The 25,997-nt window shown below is 23.8% G+C and carries 27 protein-coding genes; 9 read left to right on the top strand and 18 right to left on the bottom strand.

Features of this window, described 5'->3' with window-relative positions; genetic code table 4:
* Nucleotides 1-83: 83 nt before the first annotated feature.
* The 14 genes from NX772_RS01190 to NX772_RS01125 all read right to left on the bottom strand — a co-directional run bounded on the left by NX772_RS01190 (nt 84) and on the right by NX772_RS01125 (nt 13,641).
* Nucleotides 84-710: an MPN527 family putative ECF transporter permease subunit gene (locus NX772_RS01190; protein ID WP_051542138.1), complete on the bottom strand. Its 627-nt coding sequence runs from the start codon at nt 708-710 to the stop codon at nt 84-86.
* The gene (locus NX772_RS01185) at nt 697-1,581 is read right to left on the bottom strand and encodes an ROK family protein (protein ID WP_027123226.1); all 885 of its coding nucleotides are present in this window, start codon (nt 1,579-1,581) and stop codon (nt 697-699) included. The genes NX772_RS01190 and NX772_RS01185 overlap by 14 nt, the downstream gene beginning before the upstream one ends.
* Before the next feature lie 2 nt (nt 1,582-1,583).
* A complete protein-coding gene (gene upp, locus NX772_RS01180) occupies nt 1,584-2,207 on the bottom strand; it encodes a uracil phosphoribosyltransferase (protein ID WP_027123227.1) in 624 nt (207 codons plus the stop codon).
* Between the two features lie 25 nt (nt 2,208-2,232).
* Complete coding sequence (deoC, locus tag NX772_RS01175; RefSeq protein ID WP_027123228.1) at nt 2,233-2,901, bottom strand: deoxyribose-phosphate aldolase; 669 nt, start codon at nt 2,899-2,901, stop codon at nt 2,233-2,235.
* Nucleotides 2,902-2,905: 4 nt separating this feature from the next.
* Entirely contained in the window at nt 2,906-4,201 is a 1,296-nt protein-coding gene (locus tag NX772_RS01170) for a pyrimidine-nucleoside phosphorylase (protein WP_027123229.1), read from the bottom strand.
* A 56-nt stretch (nt 4,202-4,257) separates the two neighbouring features.
* Nucleotides 4,258-4,956, bottom strand: coding sequence for a purine-nucleoside phosphorylase (gene deoD / locus NX772_RS01165; RefSeq protein WP_027123230.1), 699 nt, complete (start codon nt 4,954-4,956; stop codon nt 4,258-4,260).
* Between the two features lie 98 nt (nt 4,957-5,054).
* Entirely contained in the window at nt 5,055-5,657 is a 603-nt protein-coding gene (gene pgsA, locus NX772_RS01160) for a CDP-diacylglycerol--glycerol-3-phosphate 3-phosphatidyltransferase (RefSeq protein WP_027123231.1), read from the bottom strand.
* The gene (locus NX772_RS01155; RefSeq protein ID WP_027123232.1) at nt 5,647-6,162 is read right to left on the bottom strand and encodes an MHJ_0274 family protein; all 516 of its coding nucleotides are present in this window, start codon (nt 6,160-6,162) and stop codon (nt 5,647-5,649) included. Before NX772_RS01155 ends, pgsA begins: the two co-directional genes overlap by 11 nt.
* Before the next feature lie 13 nt (nt 6,163-6,175).
* On the bottom strand, nt 6,176-7,624 hold the full coding sequence (gene mgtE, locus NX772_RS01150; protein ID WP_027123233.1) for a magnesium transporter: 1,449 nt from the start codon (nt 7,622-7,624) through the stop codon (nt 6,176-6,178).
* Nucleotides 7,625-7,633: 9 nt separating this feature from the next.
* Nucleotides 7,634-8,206 carry a diadenylate cyclase gene (locus NX772_RS01145; RefSeq protein ID WP_211246861.1) on the bottom strand — a complete coding sequence of 191 codons (573 nt, stop codon included), beginning with the start codon at nt 8,204-8,206 and terminating at the stop codon, nt 7,634-7,636.
* Between the two features lie 53 nt (nt 8,207-8,259).
* On the bottom strand, nt 8,260-9,888 hold the full coding sequence (locus NX772_RS01140; protein ID WP_259429388.1) for a hypothetical protein: 1,629 nt from the start codon (nt 9,886-9,888) through the stop codon (nt 8,260-8,262).
* 116 nt (nt 9,889-10,004) lie between these two features.
* Nucleotides 10,005-11,357, bottom strand: a complete 1,353-nt coding sequence (locus NX772_RS01135) for a hypothetical protein (RefSeq protein ID WP_027123236.1) — start codon at nt 11,355-11,357, stop codon at nt 10,005-10,007.
* 75 nt (nt 11,358-11,432) lie between these two features.
* Complete coding sequence (gpmI, locus tag NX772_RS01130; protein ID WP_027123237.1) at nt 11,433-12,944, bottom strand: 2,3-bisphosphoglycerate-independent phosphoglycerate mutase; 1,512 nt, start codon at nt 12,942-12,944, stop codon at nt 11,433-11,435.
* Nucleotides 12,945-12,981: 37 nt separating this feature from the next.
* Nucleotides 12,982-13,641: a phosphotransferase gene (locus tag NX772_RS01125; RefSeq protein WP_036450084.1), complete on the bottom strand. Its 660-nt coding sequence runs from the start codon at nt 13,639-13,641 to the stop codon at nt 12,982-12,984.
* Nucleotides 13,642-13,673: 32 nt separating this feature from the next.
* Here NX772_RS01125 and NX772_RS01120 point away from each other — a divergent pair, with 32 nt between their 5' ends.
* Nucleotides 13,674-14,423, top strand: coding sequence for a phosphotransferase (locus NX772_RS01120; RefSeq protein WP_036450086.1), 750 nt, complete (start codon nt 13,674-13,676; stop codon nt 14,421-14,423).
* A gap of 11 nt (nt 14,424-14,434) precedes the next feature.
* Here the strand turns inward: NX772_RS01120 and NX772_RS01115 are convergent, their stop codons facing one another.
* The 3 genes from NX772_RS01115 to NX772_RS01105 are packed head-to-tail and all read right to left on the bottom strand — an operon-like array spanning nt 14,435 to nt 16,497.
* The gene (locus NX772_RS01115; RefSeq protein ID WP_027123239.1) at nt 14,435-14,860 is read right to left on the bottom strand and encodes a hypothetical protein; all 426 of its coding nucleotides are present in this window, start codon (nt 14,858-14,860) and stop codon (nt 14,435-14,437) included.
* Nucleotides 14,847-15,548, bottom strand: a complete 702-nt coding sequence (rsmG, locus tag NX772_RS01110; RefSeq protein WP_036450089.1) for a 16S rRNA (guanine(527)-N(7))-methyltransferase RsmG — start codon at nt 15,546-15,548, stop codon at nt 14,847-14,849. The genes NX772_RS01115 and rsmG overlap by 14 nt, the downstream gene beginning before the upstream one ends.
* Nucleotides 15,535-16,497, bottom strand: a complete 963-nt coding sequence (locus NX772_RS01105; protein WP_027123241.1) for a ribose-phosphate pyrophosphokinase — start codon at nt 16,495-16,497, stop codon at nt 15,535-15,537. Before NX772_RS01105 ends, rsmG begins: the two co-directional genes overlap by 14 nt.
* A gap of 90 nt (nt 16,498-16,587) precedes the next feature.
* Between NX772_RS01105 and NX772_RS01100 the strand changes: the two genes are divergently transcribed.
* From NX772_RS01100 to NX772_RS01065, 8 genes are all read left to right on the top strand, one after another.
* A complete protein-coding gene (locus tag NX772_RS01100; RefSeq protein WP_051542140.1) occupies nt 16,588-17,871 on the top strand; it encodes a TatD family hydrolase in 1,284 nt (427 codons plus the stop codon).
* The gene (rsmA, locus tag NX772_RS01095; RefSeq protein ID WP_036450091.1) at nt 17,871-18,647 is read left to right on the top strand and encodes a 16S rRNA (adenine(1518)-N(6)/adenine(1519)-N(6))-dimethyltransferase RsmA; all 777 of its coding nucleotides are present in this window, start codon (nt 17,871-17,873) and stop codon (nt 18,645-18,647) included. The genes NX772_RS01100 and rsmA overlap by 1 nt, the downstream gene beginning before the upstream one ends.
* A 2-nt stretch (nt 18,648-18,649) precedes the next feature.
* Nucleotides 18,650-19,378: a type III pantothenate kinase gene (locus NX772_RS01090; RefSeq protein ID WP_027123244.1), complete on the top strand. Its 729-nt coding sequence runs from the start codon at nt 18,650-18,652 to the stop codon at nt 19,376-19,378.
* Complete coding sequence (locus NX772_RS01085; RefSeq protein ID WP_027123245.1) at nt 19,379-20,974, top strand: ATP-binding cassette domain-containing protein; 1,596 nt, start codon at nt 19,379-19,381, stop codon at nt 20,972-20,974. It abuts the gene before it with no gap.
* Nucleotides 20,958-22,577: an ABC transporter ATP-binding protein gene (locus tag NX772_RS01080; protein ID WP_027123246.1), complete on the top strand. Its 1,620-nt coding sequence runs from the start codon at nt 20,958-20,960 to the stop codon at nt 22,575-22,577. Before NX772_RS01085 ends, NX772_RS01080 begins: the two co-directional genes overlap by 17 nt.
* 8 nt (nt 22,578-22,585) lie before the next feature.
* Nucleotides 22,586-23,284, top strand: coding sequence for a pseudouridine synthase (locus NX772_RS01075; protein WP_027123247.1), 699 nt, complete (start codon nt 22,586-22,588; stop codon nt 23,282-23,284).
* 128 nt (nt 23,285-23,412) lie between these two features.
* A complete protein-coding gene (locus tag NX772_RS01070; protein ID WP_027123248.1) occupies nt 23,413-24,459 on the top strand; it encodes an LLM class flavin-dependent oxidoreductase in 1,047 nt (348 codons plus the stop codon).
* Between the two features lie 203 nt (nt 24,460-24,662).
* The gene (locus tag NX772_RS01065) at nt 24,663-25,205 is read left to right on the top strand and encodes a hypothetical protein (RefSeq protein ID WP_027123249.1); all 543 of its coding nucleotides are present in this window, start codon (nt 24,663-24,665) and stop codon (nt 25,203-25,205) included.
* 270 nt (nt 25,206-25,475) lie between these two features.
* Here the strand turns inward: NX772_RS01065 and NX772_RS01060 are convergent, their stop codons facing one another.
* Nucleotides 25,476-25,997: an AAA domain-containing protein gene (locus NX772_RS01060; RefSeq protein ID WP_051542141.1), complete on the bottom strand. Its 522-nt coding sequence runs from the start codon at nt 25,995-25,997 to the stop codon at nt 25,476-25,478.

Here is a 25,997-nt window from a genome sequence, read left to right as displayed (position 1 = left end):
CCTCCCTTTTAATATTTCAAAATTATATATTATTTTAAATTATATAATAAAAATTAGCACTCTAACATAAAAAGTGCTAATTTTTATTTGGTATTTTTTGACTTTACTTTTTTTAAAATGAATAAAAGCAAAATTATGAAAACGGAAGACAATGAATAATTTGTTAAATTAAATGTCCCGAATGTAATTAAAACAAATATTAAATATTTTCAAATATTGTTTCCATAAAATTTTTCTATTAATTCCTGGATAGAAAAGTGAGAAATAACTTTAAATAAATAAAAATATAAAGGAATAAATAAAGAAAAATTTAGTAAACTTAAAATTGTAGTTGTAACTATTATTGTTAAAACAAAAGGGGTTAGTTTTTTATTTTTAAAAACTTTACAAAATAAAAAGAAAGATAGTATATAAATTAAATTAGACAAAAATAAAATAAAATGACCTAAATAGTTTGTTAAATCAATATTACCTTGCAAAAAAGGTCCTAGAATAAATCGTAAAAATATTGTTATAAAACCGTATTTAAAATTTATAACAAAAAAAACTGGAAAAATAAAAATAAGAGATAAGTCTATTTTTAAACCAAATTCACCAGGTCAAATTAAGTATTGACTTATAAATAGAGCAATTAAAGAAAGAGATGAAAAAATAGCACTTAGTACTAAATTATATACAGTGTTATTTTTATATGAATTATTTATTTTCATTGTTAATTAAATAATTTAATCCTATTAAAGCTGAATTATCTTTAAGTCGGTCAAATCTAAATTTAACTTGTTTATATTGATTATAATCACAGAATTCCTTAGCTAATTTTATTGCTTCTTTTACAAAAAAGCTGTTATTATTAGAAACTGAACCACCAAATACCATTAAATTAGGATTAAGCATTCCTATCGATGTTGCGATAGTTTTAGCTAGCACCAAAATAGATTCATTTATTATTTTTTTTAATTCTGGATCACTTTCAAAATTTTCAAAGATAAATTTTGAATCCATATTTACTTTTTTTATTTTGGAAGCTCTTAAAGCTATTCCTGTTCCTGAAACAAATAATTCTGCCGAAAATTTAGAAAGATGAAAATTATCGTCCATTTTTTCACCTAAAGGAATTCGAGCTATTTCTTGCCCTAAATGATTAGAACCTGTAAATACTTTATTATTGATAATTAGTCCTGCTCCAAATCCTGTGGAAATGGTAAAAAATTGTGTAACATCTTTTGGGGTTTGTTTATAGTAATGATGATTTGCTAACGCCATTACATTAGCATCATTTTCAAACACTATTTTTTCTATATTTGTTTTATCTAATAAAAAAGTTTTAATATCTTTATTTTTTCAACCTTTTAAATTTGGGCTACTTAATATTTTACCTTCTTCATAATTTGCAGGACCAGGAATACATAAAGCAACATGAGTAATTTCGTATTTATTTATAAGTGAAACTATTTTATTTAAAGTTTTAGTTCAGTTAATTTGTTCAGTTTTAAACCTTATTTTCTTTTTTATTTTTGAATTTTCAACTAAAGCAAAACGAACATTAGTTCCGCCTATATCAATTGAAGCGAATTTTTTCATAGTTATTTTGTTCCAAAAATCCTATCTCCAGCGTCTCCTAAACCTGGTACTATATATTTTTTCTCATTTAAATATAGATCTTTAGCAGCTAAGAAAATTTTAACATCTGGGTGTTCATTTCTTATTGTTTGAATACCTTTTTCAACACCTACTAAACAAACCAAATTTATATTTGTAAATCCATCTTTTTTTAGTCTTTCAATGGAATCTTTAGCCGAAGTACCTGTTGCTAACATAGGATCCACTAACAATATTAAAGATTCTTTTGAAACATTTGGAATCTTGTAAAAATATTCATGTGCTTTAAATGTTTTTTCATCTCTATAAACTCCAATATGACCAACTCTAGAAGTAGGTATTAATGACAATATTCCTTCTACCATTCCTAAACCAGCTCTAAGAATAGGAACTATAACAATTTCCTTGTCCATTTTTTCACCTATAGCAATTGAACCTGTTGGAGTTTTAACGCTATATTCTATAGTTTTATAATCTCTCAAAATTTCATAAACCATAAGTGCAGAAATTTCTTTTAATAATTCTCTAAATAAGTGATGAGAAGTATTTTCATCACGCATTATTGTTAATTTTGTTGTTATTAAAGGATGATTTAATACGTTTACCATCTATATGTTCCCCTTTTTTACTATATTAATATCCAGAATTTTTATCTAACTTATTTCCTTGCATTATTTGTACACCAGAAGAAGTACCAAATCTTGTTGCTCCGAGTTCGTACATTATTTTTAAATCTTCTAAGCTCTTTACACCACCAGCTGCTTTAATTTCAATTTTATCACCAACAACTTCCTTCATTATTTTAATATCTTCTTGTGAAGCTCCTCTATATGAAAAACCTGTTGAAGTTTTAACAAATTCAGCTCCTGATTTTAGAACTATTTCTGTAGCTTTTTTAATTTCTTCATTTGTCAATAAAGCGGTTTCAACGATAACTTTTAAAATTTTTGATCCAATTTCTTTTTTAACTGCTTTTATATCATTTAAAACAAAATCATATTCTTGTTCTTTTAGTTTACCAATATTAAGAACCATATCTATTTCATCTGCGCCATGACTTATTGCTAATTTAGCTTCTTGTGCCTTTGCTTGTGTTATCATCGCCCCTAAAGGAAATCCAATTACTGAAGTGATTCCTACTTCGCTACCTTCTAGTCTTTCTTTAACGTATTTAACTCAAGATGAGTTAACGCATACTGTCTTAAAACCGTATTCTTTAGCTTCTTGAATTAATTTATTAATTTCTTTTGATGTACCTTCTGGTTTTAAATAAGTATGATCTATTAATTTTGCTCAATTCATTTTTTTACTCCATTTTTCCTAATATTATTTTGTTTTCTACTTCTTTTTCGTTTATTGTATAAGCTTTTTCTAACTCTTCTACTAATTCATTTGAAATAGCTTTAGATGAGAATAAAGTGAATAGTAAATCACCTTTTTTAACTTTATCATTTGTTTTTTTATTAATTTGAATACCTGCTTCAAAATCTATTGAATCTTCTTTAGAAATTCTTCCTGCACCTAATTTAGATGCTACTATACCAAAATCTAAAGCTGATGTTATTTCCATAACACCATCTTTTTTAGCAAATACTTCTAATTTAAATGAAGGATTTCAAAAATCTTTTGCTTTTAGTTTTTCAACATCTCCGCCTTGATATTTAATAAACTCGTAGAATTTTTCTAGTGCTTTTCCGTTTTTGATAACTTCATCAATCATTTTGTAAGCTTCTTTTTCATCATCAGTAACTTTAGCTTGTTTTAAAATAGTAGCACTTGCTGAATAACACAATTCAATAAAATCTTTTGAACCGTTACCTTTTAAAGTTTCTATAGCTTCTAAAACTTCGTTTTTATTACCTATAGCTTTACCCATAGGTCTTGACATATTGGTCATTTCTACTCTAACATCTTTATTTAATTGTTTTCCAATAGTAATCATTTGTTCTGAAAGTTTTTTTGCTTCTTCTATAGTAGTCATAAAAGCTCCATTACCAACTTTTACATCTAGTAAAATAGCATCTGAACCTGTCGCTAATTTTTTAGACATGATCGATGAAGCAATTAAAGGAATAGAAGAAACATTTCCAGTTACATCTCTTAAAGCATATAATTTTTTATCTGCTGGAACTAAATTATCACTTTGCCCAATCACAGCAATTTTAATTTTATTTACTTGACTAATGAATTGCTCATCTGTTAATTCAACACTAAAACCTGGTATAGATTCTAATTTATCTATAGTCCCTCCTGTATGTCCTAACCCTCTTCCTGACATTTTAGCAACAGGGACACCTAGTGAAGCAATTATAGGTCCCACTACTAATGTAGTTTTATCTCCTACTCCTCCTGTAGAGTGTTTATCAACTTTTATCCCATTTATCGCTGATAAATCTATTATTTTTCCTGATTTCATCATTTCAAAAGTAAATTTACCAATTTCTTTTGGTGTCATACCTTTAAAAACTACAGTAGTTAAGAAAGATGCCATTTGATAATCTTTAATTTCACCAGATACATAATTAGAAATAATGAATTCGATTTCTTTATCAGAAAGCTCGATTCCTTCTCTTTTTTTTATAATTAAATCTACTATTCTCATATTTTTCCTTTTTTTATTTTAAAAAAGACCAACTTTATAAGTTAGTCAAATATTTATTATGCTAGTTCTAAAGCAATTTCCATCATTTTTAAGAATTTGGTTTCTCTTTCTTCAGATGATGTTTCTTCTTTTGTTATTAAATTATCTGATATTGTCAATAAGCAAGCTGCTTCCTTGTTTAGCTTTTTAGCATTTGCAAATAAAGCGAATGATTCCATTTCGACTGCATCTGCTTGTGTAATTTCAATAGTTTTACTTAAAGGTCTTGAAGCATAAAAAACATCAGATGAATGAACTCTTCCTAAATGTAAATCAATTCCTAGTTTTAATGCATTTTCTAATAATTGTGCATTTAATTTTTTAGATGGTTCTAAAACGTGTGTATTTTCTCCTAAAACTAACTGTGAATAAGAGTGGGAATCAGAATATGCACTATCAACTAATAAAACATCGTATAATTTTAAGTCTTCTTTGTAAGAACCTGCAGATCCTATTCTTACTATTCTTTCTACATCATAAAATTTGTATAATTCATATGAATAAATACCTATAGAAGGAACTCCCATTCCTGAAGCTGCAATTGTAATTGGTTTTCCCTTATATAACCCTGTGTACATAAACATATTTCTTACAGTATTTACCAACTCTACATTTGTTAAAAATGTTTCTGCAATAAATTTTGCTCTTAAAGGATCACCTGGCATTAAAACTGTTTTAGCTATACTACCTGGTTTAGCATTAATATGTGGTGTCATTTTTTTCTCCTTAGCAATATATATTAATTTTATATTTAAATTATATAATAATTAATTATAATAAAATAAAAAAATTCGTAAAAATTACGAATAAAAAATTACTTTAATTTTATTAGTTTTTTTATATCTCAAAAGTATAAAAAACCAGAATATATTGATAAAAACAGAGAAATTAATAGAGGCGTATTTAATAACCAAAATATTCAATTTCAATTTTGTGAATTATAAAAAATAGGACCTAAAAAAAACAAAATTGGTATAGCAAAACTTTGTGTAAGAGTTTTTAGCTTTCCTCATATTGAAGCGTGAATTTTAAGATTATTTTTTGCAGCTAAATTTCTGCATCCATCAACAACAACATCTCTTACTATAAAGATTACCACCACTCATACAGATGTAAAATTAAATAAAGTTAAAAAAATTATAGCAGTTGATGTAATTACTTTATCAGCAATGGGATCAAATAATTTTCCAAAATTAGTTACATTATTATATTTCCTTGCTAAATAACCATCTAAAAAATCCGTAATCATAGCAACTAAAAAAATGAATGTTGCTATTAATAGTAAAAAATAATTTTTATTTTTTACACTAAAATCTCCGTTAGATAAATTAAAAAAAATAGTTAATAAAATCAGAAAAGGTACTAATAAAATTATTCTTATAATTGTTAAATAATTTGGTAAATTTTTATTTTTCATTTAACACTTCTTTTTTAAATTGTTCCTTATTTAGTAAATATTTTTCTTTATTAGATTCTAAATAAATATTTTCTAAATTTTTAAAATATTCTAATTGTTCTATGTTTCTTTTATTTCATAAATTAGATGGAGCTTCTAAAAGCTTATTAATATTAAAATGTACAGACTCATTTTTATCAAAAGGATTATCAATAAATACTTTTTTATAGGAGTCTTCTCTAATTATTAGTTCTAGTTGATCATGGGCAAAATTTTTTAAATCTTTCATTTTTATTTTACCTATTGATACAATAAATGAGTCTAAATTTTTTTGATTTATTTCAATAATTGCATTCATTTTATAAACTATTGTTATTAATAATTCTCTCTCTAATTGAACCAATTTTTCTTTTTCTTTTTTTATTTTATTTCTTTTTTTCTTCTCTGCTATAACTTGGAATATAATTACAGCTATAATTAAAGTTAATAATATTCCGGCTATGACGCTTAATGTTATTCCATCCATATATCCCCCTTTTTTAAATTAATAAAAATATCAATATTGTTATTCCGAAAAATATAAAAGTTGAAGTTGCATCTGTCAAAGTAGCTAATATCGGAGCCGACATAACAGCTGGATCTTTTCCCATTCTAGCTGCTAAAAGAGGAATGACAGAGCCTAAAATTTTAGAAAAAACTATCACTAAAAACATTGATAAAGAGGCAGCTGCAGATATTATTAATATATAAGCATATTTAGGTAATTTTGTAGTTTGGTTATTGGATATAGATAATAATTCGGTGCTAAAAATATCCCTTGTGGCCATAAAATAAATAATTAATCTTGCAAAATTAATTAACATCAAAATTATTCCTATAATTATCCCTACATTAAGTTCTTTAAAGAATACTTTTCTTAAAAATCCTTTTTTTTCTATTTCCCCTAAAGAAAGCGATCTAGTTATAGTTGTCGCTGATTGAGAACCTGCATTTCCTGCAGAGCCTGAAATAACAGGAATTATAGATACTATTGTCGAAACAAATATTCCAAGACCTAAAGATTTTAAAGTAATATTTTTTTCTAAAGAATCTGTAAATAGTTGAATAACAATTTGTGATAATGTAGAACCTAGCATCAAGATTATTAGTCAAAATATTCTGGATTTCACTATTGTAAGTATTTTTGTTTTCAAATACTCTTCTTCGATGTTTTTAGAACTAATACCAGCCATTCTATAAATATCTTCTGTAGCTTCTTCTTGAAAAATATCAATAATATCATCAGAAGTAACCATTCCTACTAACTTGTTTGAAGAATTCATAACCGGTATTACAGACATATCGTGTTCAGCAAATATATTAGCAACATTTTCTTTAGAATCTGTTGTATAAACGTAAGGCACTGCAAACATTATATCTTTAAGTTGATAAGAAGACTTTGAAAAGACAATATCTTCTAAAGTCAAAGCACCAACCAATTTTTGATTTTTATTGACTATGTAGTAATAATGTGTTAATTCAACATCATTCTTTTTATTCCTAATATATTCTATAGCTTGTTGAGCGGTTCAATTTTCTTTTAGTGAAATTATATCAACAGACATAACCGAACCAATTTGCTCTTCTGTATATCTTAAGATTCTATTTAGTGCTTTTCTAGTTTCTGGATCAATGTTTTTTAAAATTTTTTGTGACAAATTTTGAGGTACTTCTTCAATTAAATCAGCTATTTCGTCAGTATAAAGTTCATCAACAATTTCACTAACCATTTCTTGAGAAAAATTATGGATTAGATCTTCCTGAATATCAATGCTTAAATGCGAAAAAATTTCTTCAGATATTTCTGTATTTAACAATCTAAAAAAAATGACTCTATCAAATTTTTCTAGTTTTTCTACTTCTTCCGCCATTTGAACAATAGGAGTGTTTTTAGAATAATTTCTAATTCAATTAATGTCTTTTTTTTCTATAGCTGATTTTATAGACATTTTAACCTCCTAATTTTTTAATTTTGTTTCTAATACTTTTCTAAAATCATCAATTAATACATATTCGAATTTTCCATTTTTCGCGATGATTATACCACCAGTTTCTTCAGATACTACAATAGTAGTAGAATCTGACTGTTCACTTATCCCCATTGCAGCTCTATGTCTTGATCCAAATTTATTATTTATGGATTTAGAAGTTATTTTATAATAAGTCGAAGCGTAAATTATTTTATTTCCTCTTATTATTACTGCTCCATCGTGTAATGGAGAATGTTTATTAAAAATGGATAGAATCAAAGAAGAAGAAATATTAGAATCTATTTTTATCCCATCTGTTCTAAGATTTTCTATATTATCGTGATTTTCTATTGTTATAATTGCTCCAGTTTTAGTTTTCGATAGTTCATCAACTGCATTTTTTAATTCAATAATTACTCTATTCTTGTTAGAATCTGCTAGTTCTCTAAATTTTGATTTTTTTATTTTAAATTCCCTTATTAAATTAATAATTTCTTTGGTTCCAATTAAAATTGTTAAAATTAATATTAAAATAAATATTAATATTATTAATATAAACATATTATTAATAAAAAACGTACCTTTTTAATAGATACGTTTTTAAATATTAATATCTACTTTATAAAACCAAGAAATATTAATAATGTAATTATTATAAATACGATTGAGAATCAAAATATAATTCATAAAACTAAATTTGTTCTTGTAAGAAGACTTTCTTTAATATTTTTTGAATCTTGTGAAGCTGATGAAAATACAATATTAGAATTTTCTCCTTCAATTTCAGAAATATCAATAATTTCAACATCCATTACTTCTTTAGTATCTTTTTTCACTAAAATATATTCACTAGATTTAATTGGTTTATTTGAATTATAAGATAAAACTTTACCTGAAATAACATTTGTATTTTCATTTAAAGAATCTATAACAAAGTTTTGACCTTCATAATTAGTATTATTAGTAGATGATGAATAGGATTTTGTTTCTTTTTCTTTTAATGAATCTTCTTTATTTGTTAAATCACTACTTTCACCATCATTTTCATAATAATGAGCTGAAGATAAAGAAGAAAGGCTAAATGCAACATCGCTATTTGTTTCTTTAGCTAGTTCTAAGTTTCATTTTAAAATTTCTTCTTCTATTTTTTGACATTCTACACAATTTGGATGAAGATTTGTTGTTTGTTCACCTGAAACTTTATTTTCTTGATAATAAAATTTATCTTTACATCCAACACATTCTTCTTCATTATCTTCTGAATTCATTTTAATACATTCTTCGCACTCTACGGAATTTAAAACTTCTTCTTTTTTATTGTTTTCAGAATAATTTGAAGAAATTGTAGAATAAGCAACATCTAATTTATTATTTTCTTTTGCATACTCTATTGTTGTAAGGTTGTTGCAAATATCGCAATCGTTTATTAAGTTTTGATTTTCTATTTCTAACATTTTGTTGCATTCTGCACATTCAATTACTTCATTTTGAAATAATACTTCTTCTTTTTGACTACTTAATATAACTTTTTCATCACTAGTTGCAGATATCTTATCAGTTTGATAATCATTTACTTCATCCACTTGAATATCTTTAATTTCATTATTGTCACATGTTTCACATTCATGACAATCTTCGCCTAACTCTTCTTCTAATTTACATTCTTCACACTCTAGTTCTTCATTTTCTGGTTCAAAAACTATTTCACTTGAATCAACATTTGTAGTTTTGCTATCAGACTCATTTTTAGATATATATTGATCTTTTTTCGAATAGTTAGATGAAGATATTAAACATAGTTCACACAAACAATTTCCGTCAACATCTTTTTCTTTTGATGAGTGATCTTCAAAATTTAAAACTTCTTTCGGTTTTACTACTTCTTTAGATCATTCTTCCGCTTCTTTATCTAATCTCTCACACTCTTGACAATCATCTGAAACATTTCATTCTTCTTCTTTTTCATCTTTTTTAACTTTTGGCTCAAAATGAACTATTTCTACATGAACTTCTTTTTCTCCGTTCTCTTGTTCATCTCCAATTCTAGTTTTAATAGAAGAAACGAAAATTCCATTTTCTCTTAATCACATTGTTGCATCTAATTTTAAAGATTTAAAATGTTCAATAGTGTCCTCTAAACTACTAAAGTTTAAATAATCCTCTTGTTTAGCTCTTTTAAAATGAAATTCAAAGTTTTGAGTTTCTTCATTGAAAACCTTTGAACAATAGAATTTTTTTATCATATTTTCCTCTTTATTTTATCTTTTATATTATTACTTTTAAATTGTTTTTAATTTTATAAAGAAATTTTACAATATTTTTTCAAAAAATAAAGAAAAATAGAATTAAAAAAGAAATTTTATTTTTTTATATAACTTAATGATAAATTTCTTTCCTTTTCCTTTATATTTTTAATTATAATCCTATATTGTCCAGTAAAAGGAGCAATAAACTCTATTTTTTCAAAATTTAACATTTTACTATTGGATTTTTCTATAATTTGTCAATCACCGTCTAAGTATTCTATTTCTAAATCAAAATCAGCAATCTCTTCTAAAATCACAAGTTCTTTTGTTAAATCATCAGTTAAATTATAAATAGAAATTAAATTAAAGGGATTTAAAGATAAAAATTGAATTTTTAAAGCTTTTAAAATTAAGTTAAGTATTTTTTTACTACTTATTTCAAATAAGTTTTCTTTTCAAAATAAGTGAGTTAATAGTTTTTCATCTTTTTTTAAATCGATTTTAAAAATGTGTTCCTTTTTGTTCTTATTACTTTTTATTATAAAATTATTCCCCTTTTCTAAAGTATCTTTCGCTAAAGAATAATCAAAAACACCAGCTCCTATATAAATAAAATTGTTGTTAAAAGAATTTTCAAAATAATTTTTATTTTTTCTAGCGCTATTCAAAATAGAATTTATTACAATTTCTTCTTTGTTTTTACTTAATTCTTCTTTTATTTTTGTACTTATTAAAATATTTGATGTTGAAGCGGCTAATATAACCGTTGCCAAAATATTATCTTCTATAATACCTGTTTCAGTGTTTGTTGTCCAAGGTATTTGAACCACAATATTTGGACTAGTTCTTTTGAATTTATTATTTTTATTTAAATATAAAAGGTTTGGATTAATAATATTTCTATTTATTTTTTGCTTTTTTTCTCTTTCTCCAATACTTCCAACTAAAATTGAATTATATATTTCATCAAAAATATATTCCCTATCTTGCAAAGCAGGAAAAAAATTAATTGTCCTTGTTCCTAATGCGAAATTTTCCAGTTCAAATAAGCTTTCTTTATTTTTTTCTAAATTTTTATCTATTTGTTTGTATGCATGAATAAGAACGCTATTTTTTTGTTTTTTAGCTTTTAACAATTCTTTTCTAAAAGAATCTAAGTCATTAAAAAAATAAATATTTATTATCGCATTAGGACTTAAAGTGTTTATAATAGATTTTCATAACTCGATCTTTTCATTACTTTTTTCATTATTTTGCTCACTATAATTTATAAAAAGCCCAATATTTTTATAAGTAGTTTCTTGATAATTATTAAAATTTTCAACAAAGTTTATATTGTAAAATAACTTTTCTTTATTTAATATATTATTATTGCTTTTTATGGTGTAGTTTTTAGCCATACCCATTGTTAGTAATGGAGCAAAAGAAAAAATAGAAAAAATAATTTTTTTAATTTTAGTTTTCACAATTAAAATTTCTTTTTTCTTTTAGAAGATTAAAAAAAATAAAAAAATAGGAAAAATACCTATTTTTTACATTAATTATTTTTCAATTAAAGATTCTTCATTCATGCTTTTTGGTTTTTCTATTTTTAAATAATCTAAAATTGTTGGTGCTATATTTGCTAATTTACCATTTTTTAATTTTAAAGTTTTATCTGTTGTAATAAACATTACAGGTTGAGAAGTATGTTTAGTTGCAGGATTTCCTTCTTTATCTTCTGTAATTTCCGCATTTCCATGATCGGCTGTAATAAACTGAACTGCATCATTTTCTTCCACTCATTTTTTTATTCTTCCAAGTTGTTCATCTAATACTTCAACAGCCTTAATTGCGGATTTTAAGTTACCTGTATGTCCTACCATGTCCGGATTTGCAAAATTCATAATTACTACATCAAATTCTTTAGCTCTTTTAAGTAATTCATCAGTAATTTCTTTCGCAGACATTTCTGGCGCATCGGCATATGATTCCACTTTTAGCGAAGGAACCATAATTCTTTCGCTATTTTTGTATTCAACATCATTACCTCCATCCATAAAGAAAGTAACGTGTGCATATTTTTGAGTTTCAGCAAGTCTTAATTGTTTTAATCCTGCCTTTTCAATAACTTTACCAATAGGTTCTGTTACTTCTGTTTCTTCGAAAGCAATTTTAGTTTTAATACCTTCATATTTCATCATAGATACAAATTCATGAACATGTACTTTCTTTTTAGGTACAAAATCATATAAATCTGTTTTTAAGATTAAATGAGATAATTGTCTAGCTCTATCAGGTCTAAAGTTAAAGAAAATTACTGATTGTTTGTTTCTTAAAAAATCACCGCTTTCTAAGTTTTCATTAACTGCAGGTACTAAAAATTCATCAAAAATTCCTTGATTATATTGTTCTTTAACATAATCTATAGAATTGTTAAATTTGTTTTCTGAAAAACCTAGTATAGATTCATAAGCTTTTTCAACTCTATCAAAATTTTTATCTCTATCCATTGAATAAAATCTACCAGAAATAGAAGCAACATTATAATTTGGATATTTAGATAAAATACCTTCTAGTTTTTCTAAGGAGGCTAAAATTGATTGCGGAGCAACATCTCTACCATCACCAAAAACATGAACCGAAACCCTTTCAACACCATATTCATTTGCGGCCTCTAACAATTCGAATAAGTGATTTTCTAGTGAATGAACACCACCAGGTGATAAAAGACCCATAATTTGTAAAGTAGTTCCAGTTTTTTTAGAATTTTCAAAGGCTTTTATAAACTTATCATTTTTTCTAAATGTTCCCTCTTCTAATGATTTATTAATTAAAGATAAACCTGTGTATACTACAAAACCGGCACCTATATTTAAGTGCCCTACTTCACTATTTCCCATTTGTCCCTTTGGTAAACCTACATAGTTTTCTGAAGCTTGAATTATAGAAAATGGATAATTTTTAAAATATTCATCAAAAACAGGTGTTTTAGCTTGAGTAAAAGCATTACCTTGAACTTCTTCTCTTAAACCTAAACCATCTATAACTGTTAAAATAACTGGTTTTTTCATTTTTTCCTCCTTAAATATAATATAAATTTTACCATTTTTAATCTTTATAATATTTTTTTTCTCATTCTAGATTAAATTTTTTAACTAAATAAATGAAGTCATTTAATTCTTTATTTTGAATTAAAAAAAATTTAGTAATTAGTTTTTTTTCAATTCTAAAATACAAATATAAGTGAGCTAAATCAAATAAAAGGTAATTTTTTCTAACTCACTCAAAATCTATTAATTTTATTTCTTTATTTTTGCTTAATAATACATTTTTTGGTCTTAAATCTCCGTGAGAAAGTACTAAAGGCATATTTTTATATTTATAGATAATTTTGTTAAATTTTTTATCCTTTATTTCTAATTGATTTCAATTAAAAGTTTCTATATTTTTGGAATTAAGTTTTGAAAATTCATTTAGTTTTTTTAAAATTGAAAGTTTTATTTTTTTTGTTAAGAAAACTTTACTTATTTCTTTTCCGGAAAATCACTTTTTTATGTAATTTCCTTTATCATAATAAAGAAATTCCTTTTGATAGCTAACAAATTGAGATTCATTTTCATAATTTACAAAATTATTATTTTTAATCCTTACCTGAACCAACTCTTTTTCAAATTCACATAAATAAGTTTTATTTTGCTTTCCTATATAAAAAAATTTACAGTTTCTAATTTTTTTTCTAATTTCTTCAGGAAAAACGTCAAATTTCATTTTAAAATTATAAATTATTTTATAATTATGAAATGAAAAAAATTATAAAAAATGGCTATACTAATGTTTCTTATAAAAAAGATAATTTTTTCTTTCAAGAAAAAAAATATAATCAATTTAATCATAAAATAGATTACTCGATTTTAAAGAGTTTAGATTTTATTCCTGAATTAATAGATAATTCTAAAGAATCAATTAGTTATGAATGAATAGAAAATAAAGGTTTTGAAATTAATGATGAAAATTTAATCAAAATTGCTGATATCATGAAAAAAATACATAAATCTAAATTGAATTTTCCTAACTCAAATCATGCAGCTAGAATTAAAAAATATAGAGAAGTTCTTAAAGAAAAATCTATAAAAATACCCGTATTAGAAGAATATTATAAAAAAATTAATTTAATTTTAAGAAACATGAAAAAAGATACTCCATTACACAACGATTTATGAACTAATAATATTTTAGTTGATAAGAATAATAAAATTTGAATCATTGATTGAGAGTATGCATCAAAAGGCGATAAACATTTTGATTTAGCTTATTTTATAGAATCTTGTCGTTTAAGTGATGAACAAGAAACCACTTTTTTAAATGCTTATGATGATTATGATTATGAATATGTTTTGCAACATCGTATTTTAGTGCTTTATTTAATAATATTATGAATTAACGCTCAAGATGTTAAACCCTTTGATGATAAGGAATTTTTTATAAAAATTAAAGAAGTTTCCGATATTTTAGATAACAGAAAGAATGAATGAAAAAACAAAACAAGTTAATGTTTTGTTTTTTAAATGCTACATAAAATATTTTCTTTTCGAATCTTTATCCAAATAAAGATCCATAAAAGTGGCACCAGTATAGATATAAAAGACAAAAACAAAATATTATTAATTTCTTTATTTTCCATATCTACATTTTTTAGTTCTAAAATAAAAAAAGCAAGTCTAATTTTTAAAACAATTATTGCTATAAATAATATTAGTAATTTTAATAAAAAAGGACTAATTCAAAATATACCTACAATTAGATGTTTTAGTTGAAAATAAGTTAATTCATATAACATAACTCTTTCTTTAATAAGTAAATTTTGAAAAAATAAATAATATATGAAAATAATAATTATAAATAGAATAGCGAAAGCAATGTTTAAATATAATATTCCATAAAGTGTATTTTTTATCTTATTATTCACTTCTCTTTTAATATTTTTCATTATTTTCTTTTAAAATTTTGTCTCATTTTCTTGGAAAATTTTGTGGAGTTTTACTTCTTTTTACGTAGTTGATTAAATAATTTTGTTTATCTTCAAAAATATCAATTTGCTCTATATTTATTTCTTCATCAAAAATTGAAACTATTTTTCTAGAATTTTCTAATTCTTGAAAAACTTTAGGACCTTTAATAAAACTTATATAAGCTCCTACTTTTGCGACATGATGAGTAATTTCAAATATCTTACCAAAATCCATAACAGCTCTTGCACAAATAAAATCAAATTTCTCTTTATCTTTTGACTCTTCCGCCCTTATTGGTAATATAACAAGATTTGTTAATTTTAATTTTTCTTTAACAATATTTAAGAATGCTACTCTTTTTTTAATAGGTTCATAAATAGTTAATTTAATTTCGGGATGTAAAATTAAAAACGGAACAGAAGGAAAACCAGCGCCAGCACCTACATCTAAAAAATTTTTGTTTGATTCATTAATTTTATTTTCAAAGCTAGTTTTCATATAAACTAGCGATTCATATATACCTTCTTTTCAAAGAATATCGCCTGTAAAACCGGTTAAATTCATAACTTTATTTTTTTCTTCAATTAGATCAACATAAATAGCTAAATCAGAAAATTTCTTTTCATCGTTTATTAAAGATTTCACTTTGTCTTTATAAAAGTTCATTTTTAAAACCTTTATAAATATCAGACACTGAAGATTTATTAATTGTTGCAATAATAACTTCAGAAATGAAATCACAAAGAGAAACAACCTCTATTTTTGAATATTTTTTAAGTGATTCTTGTTCTATAGAATCTGTTATTAAAACTTTGTCAACATAAGGACTATTTTCAAACATCTCAAATCCTTTTGAAAAAATTCCGTGAGTAGCTACTATAGTAACTGTTTTTGCACCATTTTCTTTAACAGTTTGTGCGGCTTTTAAAATAGTGCCACCTGTATCAATTATATCATCTACTATTATAGCGTTTTCTCCTTCTACCTCTCCTATTAAACCTAATACTTCTGTTTGATTTGTACCTATTCTTCTTTTATCAATAATGGCTATTTTTACAGAATTAGATAATAATTCTGAAAGAACTCTAGCACGAACCGCTCCTCCATGGTCTGGTGAAACAACAGTAAATTTTCCATTTTTTTGTTTTAAATTTTTAGCTAAAACATATTGTCCTTTTAAATCATCTAGTGGTATGTTAAAGAAACCTTGAATAGAAGGATTATGTAAGTCAACAGCAATAATTTTAGTAGCACCAGCTACTTCTAAAAGATTAGCAATTAATTTAGCAGCTATAGGTTGTCTTCCTTTAGCTTTTCTATCTTGTCTAGCATATCCATAATATGATAAGATTACTGTTATTTCTTTTGCGCTAGCTCTTTTTAAAGAATCTATAAAAATCAATAACTCCATAATATTTTCATTTACTGGTGTATGAGTGCTAGCTACTATAAACACGTTTGAGTTTCTAACTGTTTCAGTTGAACTTAACATTACTTCTCCATCTGCAAATACTTCCTTTTTAATTTCTGTTAAGGGTAACTTTACTTTGTTAGAAATTTTTCTTGCTAGATTTAAAGAATTTTCCATTCCAAAAAGAACATTTCTTTCATTTAATGGCATTTTTTCTCCTTTGTTGTAAAATTTAAATAATATTAATAAATATTATAAAATAATTATTTAAAAAACAAAATAGACAGGAATAAAATGGCTAATTTTAAATTTGTGGAACTAAGCGAAAAATGAAAACAAGTCTTTATTAATACAGATTTTGAAAATTACTTTAACTTCGCAAATATAAAAGATACTAAAAGTGAGTTTGATAAAGTTATACAATTTTTAAAATCTTTAAGAACATTTGATAATCCTATGAATCTTATGGGAAAATTTTATTTTTTAATAGATTTGGATAAAGATTTTGATGAGATTGCCGCTTTTTTTAATGTTCGAATTTCAGAAAAAAATAATAATATAATTGATTCATTTGGAAATATAGGATATTGAACAAATCCTAAATGTAGAAATAAAGGTCTAGCTACATTGTGTTTAGAGAAAGCGCTATTAGTTTTAAAAAATGAGTTTGATCAAGATGAAATTTTAATAACTCATAGTAAATCAAATATCGCTTCTTATAAAGTTATACAAAAGTTTCATCCTATTTTTTTAAAAAAAATAGATAATGATAAAGAAACATTAATGTACTCTATAAAAACTAATGATGTAAAAGAAAAAAAATTAATAGATCTACATACGCATCCTTTTTTAGAATACTACGACAACCCCGATCAAGAAATTCAAGAAAATTTTCAAAACGGAATAGAGAAAATGTTTTTCGTTTCTACTTCATGAAAGGAAAATAAAGAAATAATTAATATTTATAAAAAATACAAAAACCTTTTCCCTGTATTAGGAATTCATCCTAATAATGTGAGAGAAAATGATAATTTTGCCCTTCTAGAAAAAGAGATAAATCAAGACGTTGTTGCTATAGGAGAAGTAGGATTAGATTATTACTACGAAAATAACCCACCAAGGGAAATTCAAATAAATGCATTGATTTCACAAATTAAAATTGCTAAAAAGTTTAATTTACCTGTTATCTTACACATTAGAGAAGCTTTTGAAGACATATACAAAATTTTAAACAAAAAAGAATATCAAAATATAAACTTTATTTTTCACACCTACAGCGGAAACGTTGAGTGAACAAAGAAATTTCTAAAGCTTTCTAATTTATATTTTTCTTTTTCTGGTGTAATAACATTTAAAAAAAATATTGAATCGCGGAAAGTAATAGAAATGATTCCTTTAGAGAGAATATTTACAGAAACAGATGCTCCATACCTTACTCCTGAACCATTTAGATCAAAAACAAATCATTCCTATTTTGTTCTTTATGTTTTAGAGACAATTTCTTTAATTAAAGGTATTTCAAAAGAAAAAATGAAAGAACAAATTATAAAAAATGTGGAAAGGGTTTTTAAAGTTTAATGATTAATAAAAATATTAAAGCCAAAAAACATTTAGGACAAAACTTTTTAATAGATAAAAACATAATAAATAAGATTATTGAAGTATCTGAAATTAAAGATAAAGATGTTATAGAGATAGGACCCGGTCAAGGAGCTATAACAGAATTATTAGTTAAAGAAGCGAAATCTTTAATAGCTTATGAAATCGATAGTGATATGATATCAATTTTAAATAGCAAAATTAAAGGTGAAAATTTTACACTCATAAATTCTGATTTTTTAAAAAATGATTTAAATTGAAAAGAAAAAAAACACTTAGTGGCTAATTTACCCTATTACATAACTAGTGATATAATTTTTAAAATTTTTAAAAATATAAGTCTCTTTTCAAAAATGACAATAATGGTTCAAGAAGAGGTTGCTGATAGAATTAAAGCTCTTAAAAATACTCCTGAATATAGTAAATTATCTGTTTCATGTCAATTTTTAGCAGAAATTAAAAAGGAATTTGTTGTACCACCATCTTGTTTTTTACCTAAACCTAAGGTTAATTCAGCTATTATAACTTTAAATTTTAAAGAAAATTTAGATCAAAATTATGTTAATGAATTTTTAAACTTTATTAAAATTTGTTTTTCTATGAAAAGAAAAACTTTGTTTAATAATTTAAAAACAACTTTTACAAAAAATAAAATTTTAGAAGTATTAAAAATTAATAATTTAAAAGAGAATATTAGACCGCAAGAATTAGAATGAGGAGAATATGAAAAACTTTTTAAGGATTTTAAAAATTAATAATGCTATTTTTAGATTTAGGTAACTCTTTATTAAAAATTGGATACTACAATAAAAATAAAAAACTACTAATTAAGAAGATTAAATCACATAATTTAAATAAAGAAAAGATAATAAATGAAATTTTAAATGAAAATATTCAATTTAAAAAGGCTTTACTTTCTTCTGTAAAACCCAAACTAAATAAATTAATTATAGAAAGCCTAAATGAAATTGGTATTAAAACAACTATCATTAAAAACGATTTTATAATTAATAATTATTCTTTAAAACTTAATTCTAGTATTGATATTTCTAAGGTAGGAAGCGATATTTTATTAAATGCTCTTTTTGTTTCTGAAAAATTTAAAAGCGGAATTATTGTTTCTTTAGGAACAGCAACAGTAATATCAAAAATTCAAAATAACATTTTGGAAGGGGTTATTATTATGCCGGGTATTGAAACTAATCTAATTTCTTTATTCTCTTCTGCATCAAAAATAAAAAAAATTAGTTTAAATTATGATAAAACTTTAAAATTAGGTACAAATACAAAAGATGCTATTTCTATAGGTATATTAAAAGGTCATTATTACAGTATAAAGTCTTTAATAAAAGAAAATAACGAAGAAAACTTACCCATATTTTATACAGGCGGAAATATTAAATATTTAAAATCATTCATTAAAGAAAAAATGATAAATGAAATGGTAATAAAATCATTAATTTTAACAAACTATAAAGGAGAGTAAATGTTTAAATATTTAAAAGAAGAAAAAAAACTTTCAGTTCTAGCTATTATTCTAGAAATTTTAATGGCTATTCAAATTACTTTTTCTGTTTACATTCCCGGAATAATATTAGAGCTTATCACAAAAAATAATAAAAAAGAATTTTATATTTGAATAACTATTGAAGCTTTACTTTTAACTTTATCAATAGTGGTTGCACTTATAAAACTTTTTTTTAGAAATAAACTTTTTAGTAAAATTCAATTTCACTTAAGGAAGGATATTTTATTATCGATAGTGAATGAAAGTGTATTAAACTTTGAAAAAAAATCAAAAGGTAAATTTATTTCTCAAATTCAAGATCAAATTCCATTAATAATGGATAGAATATATGCTAGTTTTTTTGATCTTTTCTTTTATTCTTCCACTATTGTAATTTCTATTGTTTTGGCTATTAATTCCAGTTTAACATTAAGTTTATTTATTTTACTATTTTCTATAATTACAACAATTATTCCTTTAATAATGTCTAGTTTTACATCTAAAAAATGAAAAGAATTAATTAAAGAATATGAAACCGGAAATATTCAAATTAACTCTTTTCTATCTACTTATAAACTATTTTATTTTCTAAACATAAGAAATATTTTTAAAAATAAACTAAACAATATTAATACCATTTTTAGAAAAAAAATAATGAAAAAGTTTTCTATCTTATTTTCAATTGAAGTTATATCTTGGTACATAATAACTGTTACTGATATGTTGTTATTATTTATAACTGGTTACTTTATCTTATTTCATAACGAACCTTCTGCTACAATCATAATAATCCCTGCTTTAAGTTTTAAAATCAGTTTATCTTTCAGAACTTCTGCTTGATTTTTTGTCCATTATAAAAGCTTGAAAGAAAAAATTTTAGAATTTCAAAATAGTTACTCATACCCGGAAAATATGCTATCTGAAATATCGAAAGAAAAATTTGAAACTCTTAAAATAGAAAATCTAAGTTTTAAATATAAAGAAGGTGAATATATTTTTAAAAACTTTAATTTTGAATTCAAAAAAGGCGGAAAATATTTAATTAAAGGAAGATCTGGATCTGGAAAAAGCACACTTATTAATATACTTACAAAACAATTAGATGGATTTGAAGGAAAAATACTTTTAAACAAACATAATATTAAAGAAATTTCAAAACAGGAAATTAACAATTTTTTTACTTATTTAGATTCTAAAGAATTTGTGTTCTTTGATACGATTTATAATAATATAACTCTTTGAGAAGAAAAAGAGGAAAAAAGAGTAAAAGAAGCATTAGAAAAGGTAAATTTATCTAACTTAGAAATCAACTATAAACTAAATATTTCTAATAGTTTATCTACAGGACAAAAACAAAGAATTAATTTTGCTAGACACTTTTTTAATAATAAAAATCTTTTAATTCTTGATGAGGCTCTTGCTAACATCGACAAAGAAAACATAGACTTTATAGAAAAATATCTTTTTAATAATAAAGAGTTAACTGTTATAAACATTAGTCATCATGCTCAAAATTTCGAAATGTATGATGAAATAATTGATATGGAGGAAATAAAAAATGAAATGAGCAATTAAATCTTCCAAAAAATATACAATTCTTTATATAATAGCTGAAATAATCAATGTTTTATCTTCCTTTGTTTTCGGTATGCTAATAGCATATATTTCATCTATTGTTTTAAAAGCTTCCATTTCAATTGATGATAAAACCAAAGATCTAAAAACTATTATTGTTATTTTATTCGCAATTTTATTTACTGATTTTTTTACAAAATTTACAATTTGATGAAGAGTAAAATTAGATGTTTATTTCCGTATGAAATTAATTAACGCTTTGATTGAAAATGTGTTTAATAAATTTCAGGATAGTAATGCTAAAAACAATTATGAATTTGATGGTTCAAAAATTTTTAATGTTATTTTTAATGATAGTATGATTGTTTTTGATCAAGTGATTTTATCTATTATTAAAATTATAGGTAATACTGTTGCTTTATTAGTGAGCTTAATAACTGCTGCTTTTATTAGTTTTTATCTAATTCCAATAATTATAGTAATAATTTTATTTTCTATTATTCTTTCTTTTTTCTTTAATAAAAAGCAGACTAAAAAACAGACAGATTTCTCTGAAGCAAGAACAAATTTTCTTCAACTAGTTGATAATTATTTAGATGGTTTTAAAATTTTGTATTATGCCAATAAAACCAAAAAAATAGCAGATAATTCTTTAGAATTAAATAAAAAACTTTTTGAAGCTAGTTTAAAAATAAATAATGCACAAAATCTAAATGAATTTATACCAGATAAAATTTTGGCAATTTTGCAATATTTATCTATTCTTATAATCGCTATTCTATTATTCTTAAATGTAGAACATATAACTATATTTACCTTAACTTTTGTTAATTATTTATTTCCTAGACTTATTTCTTCAGTACCTAGCTATATTTCTCAAATTAAAAAAATTAAAACTTCAAAAAACATAATTAAAAAAATAGAATTTAATATAGAGAAAGAGAATTCTAAATTAAAGTTAAATCAGGAAATCGAAAAAATAGAAATTAAAAATTTAAGCTTTTCTTATTTAAAAGAAGAAAAGGTGTTTAATAATGTTAACCTCTCCTTTGAAAAAGGAAAAAAATATTTAATAAAAGGTGAATCTGGTTCTGGTAAAAGCACTTTACTAAAGCTGATTTTAGGCATTGAAGAAAACTTTAAAGGTTCTATTTTAATAAATGATACAGATATAAAAAACATAAGTGATATCTCTTTTAAAAACTATATTACATATTTAAATAGTGATAACATCATTTTCGATGATTCGATTATGAACAATATAGTTTTATGACAAGAGCCGGAAAATAACAAATTAGAGGCTTCATTACAAAAGGCAAACCTTTTAGAAGAGATAAAAAATAAATTATTATCTAATGAAAATGCTTTAAAATTATCTGAAGGACAAAAACAAAGACTTTCATTAGCTAGAACTTTTTATCTTGAAAAAACTTTTTTAATTTTTGATGAGGTTTTTTCTAATTTAGATAGAAAAAATGTTGAAACAATATTAAATAATTTAATAGAAGATAAAAATATTACTTTAATATTAATAAATCATAATTTAGATGAAATACACTATAAAAAATTCGATGCAATAATTGATATGGAAAATTTAAAGTAAAAAGTAATATGAAACAAAGAATTGAGAAAATATTATCTGAAAATTCCGACTATAGTAGATCAGAAATTAAAAAGTTAATAAACAATAAAAAAGTTAAAGTTAATGGAAAAATAATTACAAAAAGCGTTTTAATAGAAAATATTGAAAATATAGAAATAATGATAAATGATCAAATTGTAAAAATAAAAGAAAAATTTATCTATATTCTTTTAAATAAACCTCAAAATTATGTTTGTGCTAATAAAGATAATTTACATAAAATTGTTTTTGAATTGCTAGATAAAGAGATTTTAAAATATAAAAATTTACACACTATCGGTAGACTAGATAAAGATACCGAGGGTCTTTTAATCATTACCAATGATGGGGAAATAACCCATAATTTATTAAGCCCTAAAAAACACGTTAGTAAAACTTATTATGTAGAACTAGATAATGAAATACCAACAAATTTAATTGAAAAATTTAAAGAAGGCTTTTGAATTAATGAATATGAAAAGGTATTACCTTCTGAATTAGAAATACTAAATAAAAATTCCTCTCATCTTACAATAAGAGAGGGAAAATTTCATCAAGTAAAAAGAATGTTTGCAAAATTTAATCTAAAAGTATTATTTCTGAAAAGAATTTCTTTTAATAATTTATTATTGCCTGATGATCTAAAAATCGGGGAATATATTCAAATAACAAAAAAAGATTTATTATAAGAAAAAAATGAAAATATCAAAAACTATAAAAAAAATACTAAATTTTAATAAAAAATTAACTTTTTCAAAAAATATATATTAAAAGTAATATAATAGAAACATAAAAATAATTAAAAAGGGATATTAAAATGAAAAAAGTTGAATTAGGAATTTCTACATTCGGAGAAACTACTATTCTTGAAAAAACAGGAAAAGTTATTTCTCATGATTTAAGAATTAGAAACATGATAGAAGAGATTGAATTGGCTGATAAAGTTGGTTTAGATCTTTATGCTGTTGGAGAACACCATAGAGAAGACTTTGCTATTTCTAGCCCAGAAATGATTTTAGCTGCTGGAGCTGTAAATACAAAAAATATTAAATTAACTAGTGCTGTAACAGTCCTTTCTTCTGCTGACCCAGTAAGAATATATCAAAATTTTGCTCACGTTGATGCATTATCAAAAGGAAGAGCTGAAATAATGGTCGGAAGAGGATCATTTATCGAATCATTCCCATTATTTGGATACGATTTGAAAGACTATGACGAGCTATTTACAGAAAAACTAGACATGTTGTTACACATAAAAGAAAATGAAATAGTAACATGAAAAGGAAAATTAACTCAATCAATTGATGCTAAAGGTGTTTATCCTAGAGCAATTGATTTACCAATATGAGTAGCAACTGGAGGTAATTTAAATTCTACCGTTAATATTGCGATTAAAGGACTTCCTATTGTATATGCAATCATAGGTGGAAATCCTTTTGCTTTTAAACGTTTAGTTGAAGCTTATAAAAAAATAGGTAAAGAAGCAGGTCACTCTGAAGAAAAATTAAAAGTAGGAGCGCATTCATGAGGTTATATAAGTGAAACAGATGAAAAAGCTAAAAAAGAATTTTTCTTCCCTACTAAACAATTAGTAGATAATATTGCAAGAACAAGACAAAGTTGAACAGAACTAAGTGAAAAAGCGTATGAACATATGACTTCTGAAGAAGGAGCAATGATTGTTGGTGATCCAAAAACTGTTGCTAGAAAAATTATTAAATTAATGGAAGAATTAGATTTAGATAGATTTATGTTACACTTACCAACAGGTTCAGTACCGCACGAAGATTTATTAAAAGCAATTAAATTATATGGTGAACAAGTAGCGCCAATTGTTAGAGAATACTTTGCTAATAAAAAATAATAAAAATATTATCACCGCAGTTTTGCGGTGATTTTCTTTGTTTTTTTTTTTTTTTTTTAAAATATATTCTAGGAAGTTAGAATAAAATTAAAATTATTAAAATTTTATCTATAATAATTTTGTTTTTACTTCCTTATTGCTATTAATATACTTAAATTAGAACACTAATTAAAATATAGTGCAAAAAAAGGAATAATAAAAATATGATAATAGAACGCCCAAATTTAGTAAAACCAATTACTATTAACTTGATCGCAGGTTTAGCTTGATTAATAATGTTAATATTTTCTTCTGTAAATTTGTACCTAACTAACTCTAATATTTTATATATTTTAGAACATTACGAAGATAAAGATACAAGATTTATATTTCAATTTCTTTATTGATTTCTTATTATCTGATCGTTACCAAGTACTGTATGAAATATAATTTCTATTTTTTTCATAATCTTAAAAAACACAAACACAGAATTTGGACTTATTAATGATAAATTATTAATAAGTTACAGTAATTATTATCTAAAACTTATACATAAAAATTGAAATATTAATTCTAAAAATAATAATGAAATAAATATTTTAGAAATAAAAGAAATAGAAATTAAATCACCAAATAAAATCTTTAAAAATTGTCTTTTTATAAAACTTGATAATAATCAGATATTCCCTTTATTCTGACTTTCAAATCCGGAAAATATTAAAAAAATTATTGAAAACAAAATTAACGAAATAAAAAAAGAATTCTAAAATAAAAATTAAAAACCATTACAAATAGCAACTAATTTTTAAATACAATTGATAATTTTAAAATAATTTGTGTAATTTATCTTTATAAGTAAGATAATCTGTTAGAATTTCAGAATAAAAATTAACTAAATTATAAAAACAAACATACTATATAAATTAAATATAAATCATCAACTTGATTTATGAGTATGTTTGTTTTTTATTCTTCACCAAATATTATTTTAGATTGATTAAATTAAGCTAAATTTTCTACATTGACTTACTTCAAAGTTAGAAATCAACGCTTTTTAAATGCTTTAAGCAAACTTTAATTACATCACTATTAAGTGATTCATATATTTCCTTATCCCCTATAATGTAAAATTCTTCTTTTGCACGTGTTGCTGCTACGTTCATAATATTAGGATTGTCGTTGCCAACTGCTCATCTAGCAGAACTCAAACTATATTTATCACAACCAAGAACTAAAAAAACAATTTTAGCTTCTTTTCCCTGAAAAGCATGAACTGTACCTATATTTTTTTCTATTATTTTTTCTTCTAAATTTCTTTTAAGTTTATTAACAATTGACTTAAACGGAGAAATAATAAACACATCTTTTAAATCAATATTCCGTTTTTTTATTTTATCTAAATATTTATTTAAAATTTCGTATTGTTCTTGAACATAATGTTTATTTGTTGCAATTCCTTTAACATTTATTCAAATTCCATTATCGCCTTTTTCTTTATCTTCTTTATTGCCTTGAACCATATTTCCATCATAAGAAATTTCATTAGAAATTTGAAACAT

This window comes from Mesomycoplasma molare (assembly GCF_024918955.1).
Lineage (GTDB): Bacteria > Bacillota_I > Bacilli_A > Mycoplasmatales > Metamycoplasmataceae > Mesomycoplasma_A > Mesomycoplasma_A molare.
This window is presented reverse-complemented; position numbering and strand designations above follow the sequence as displayed.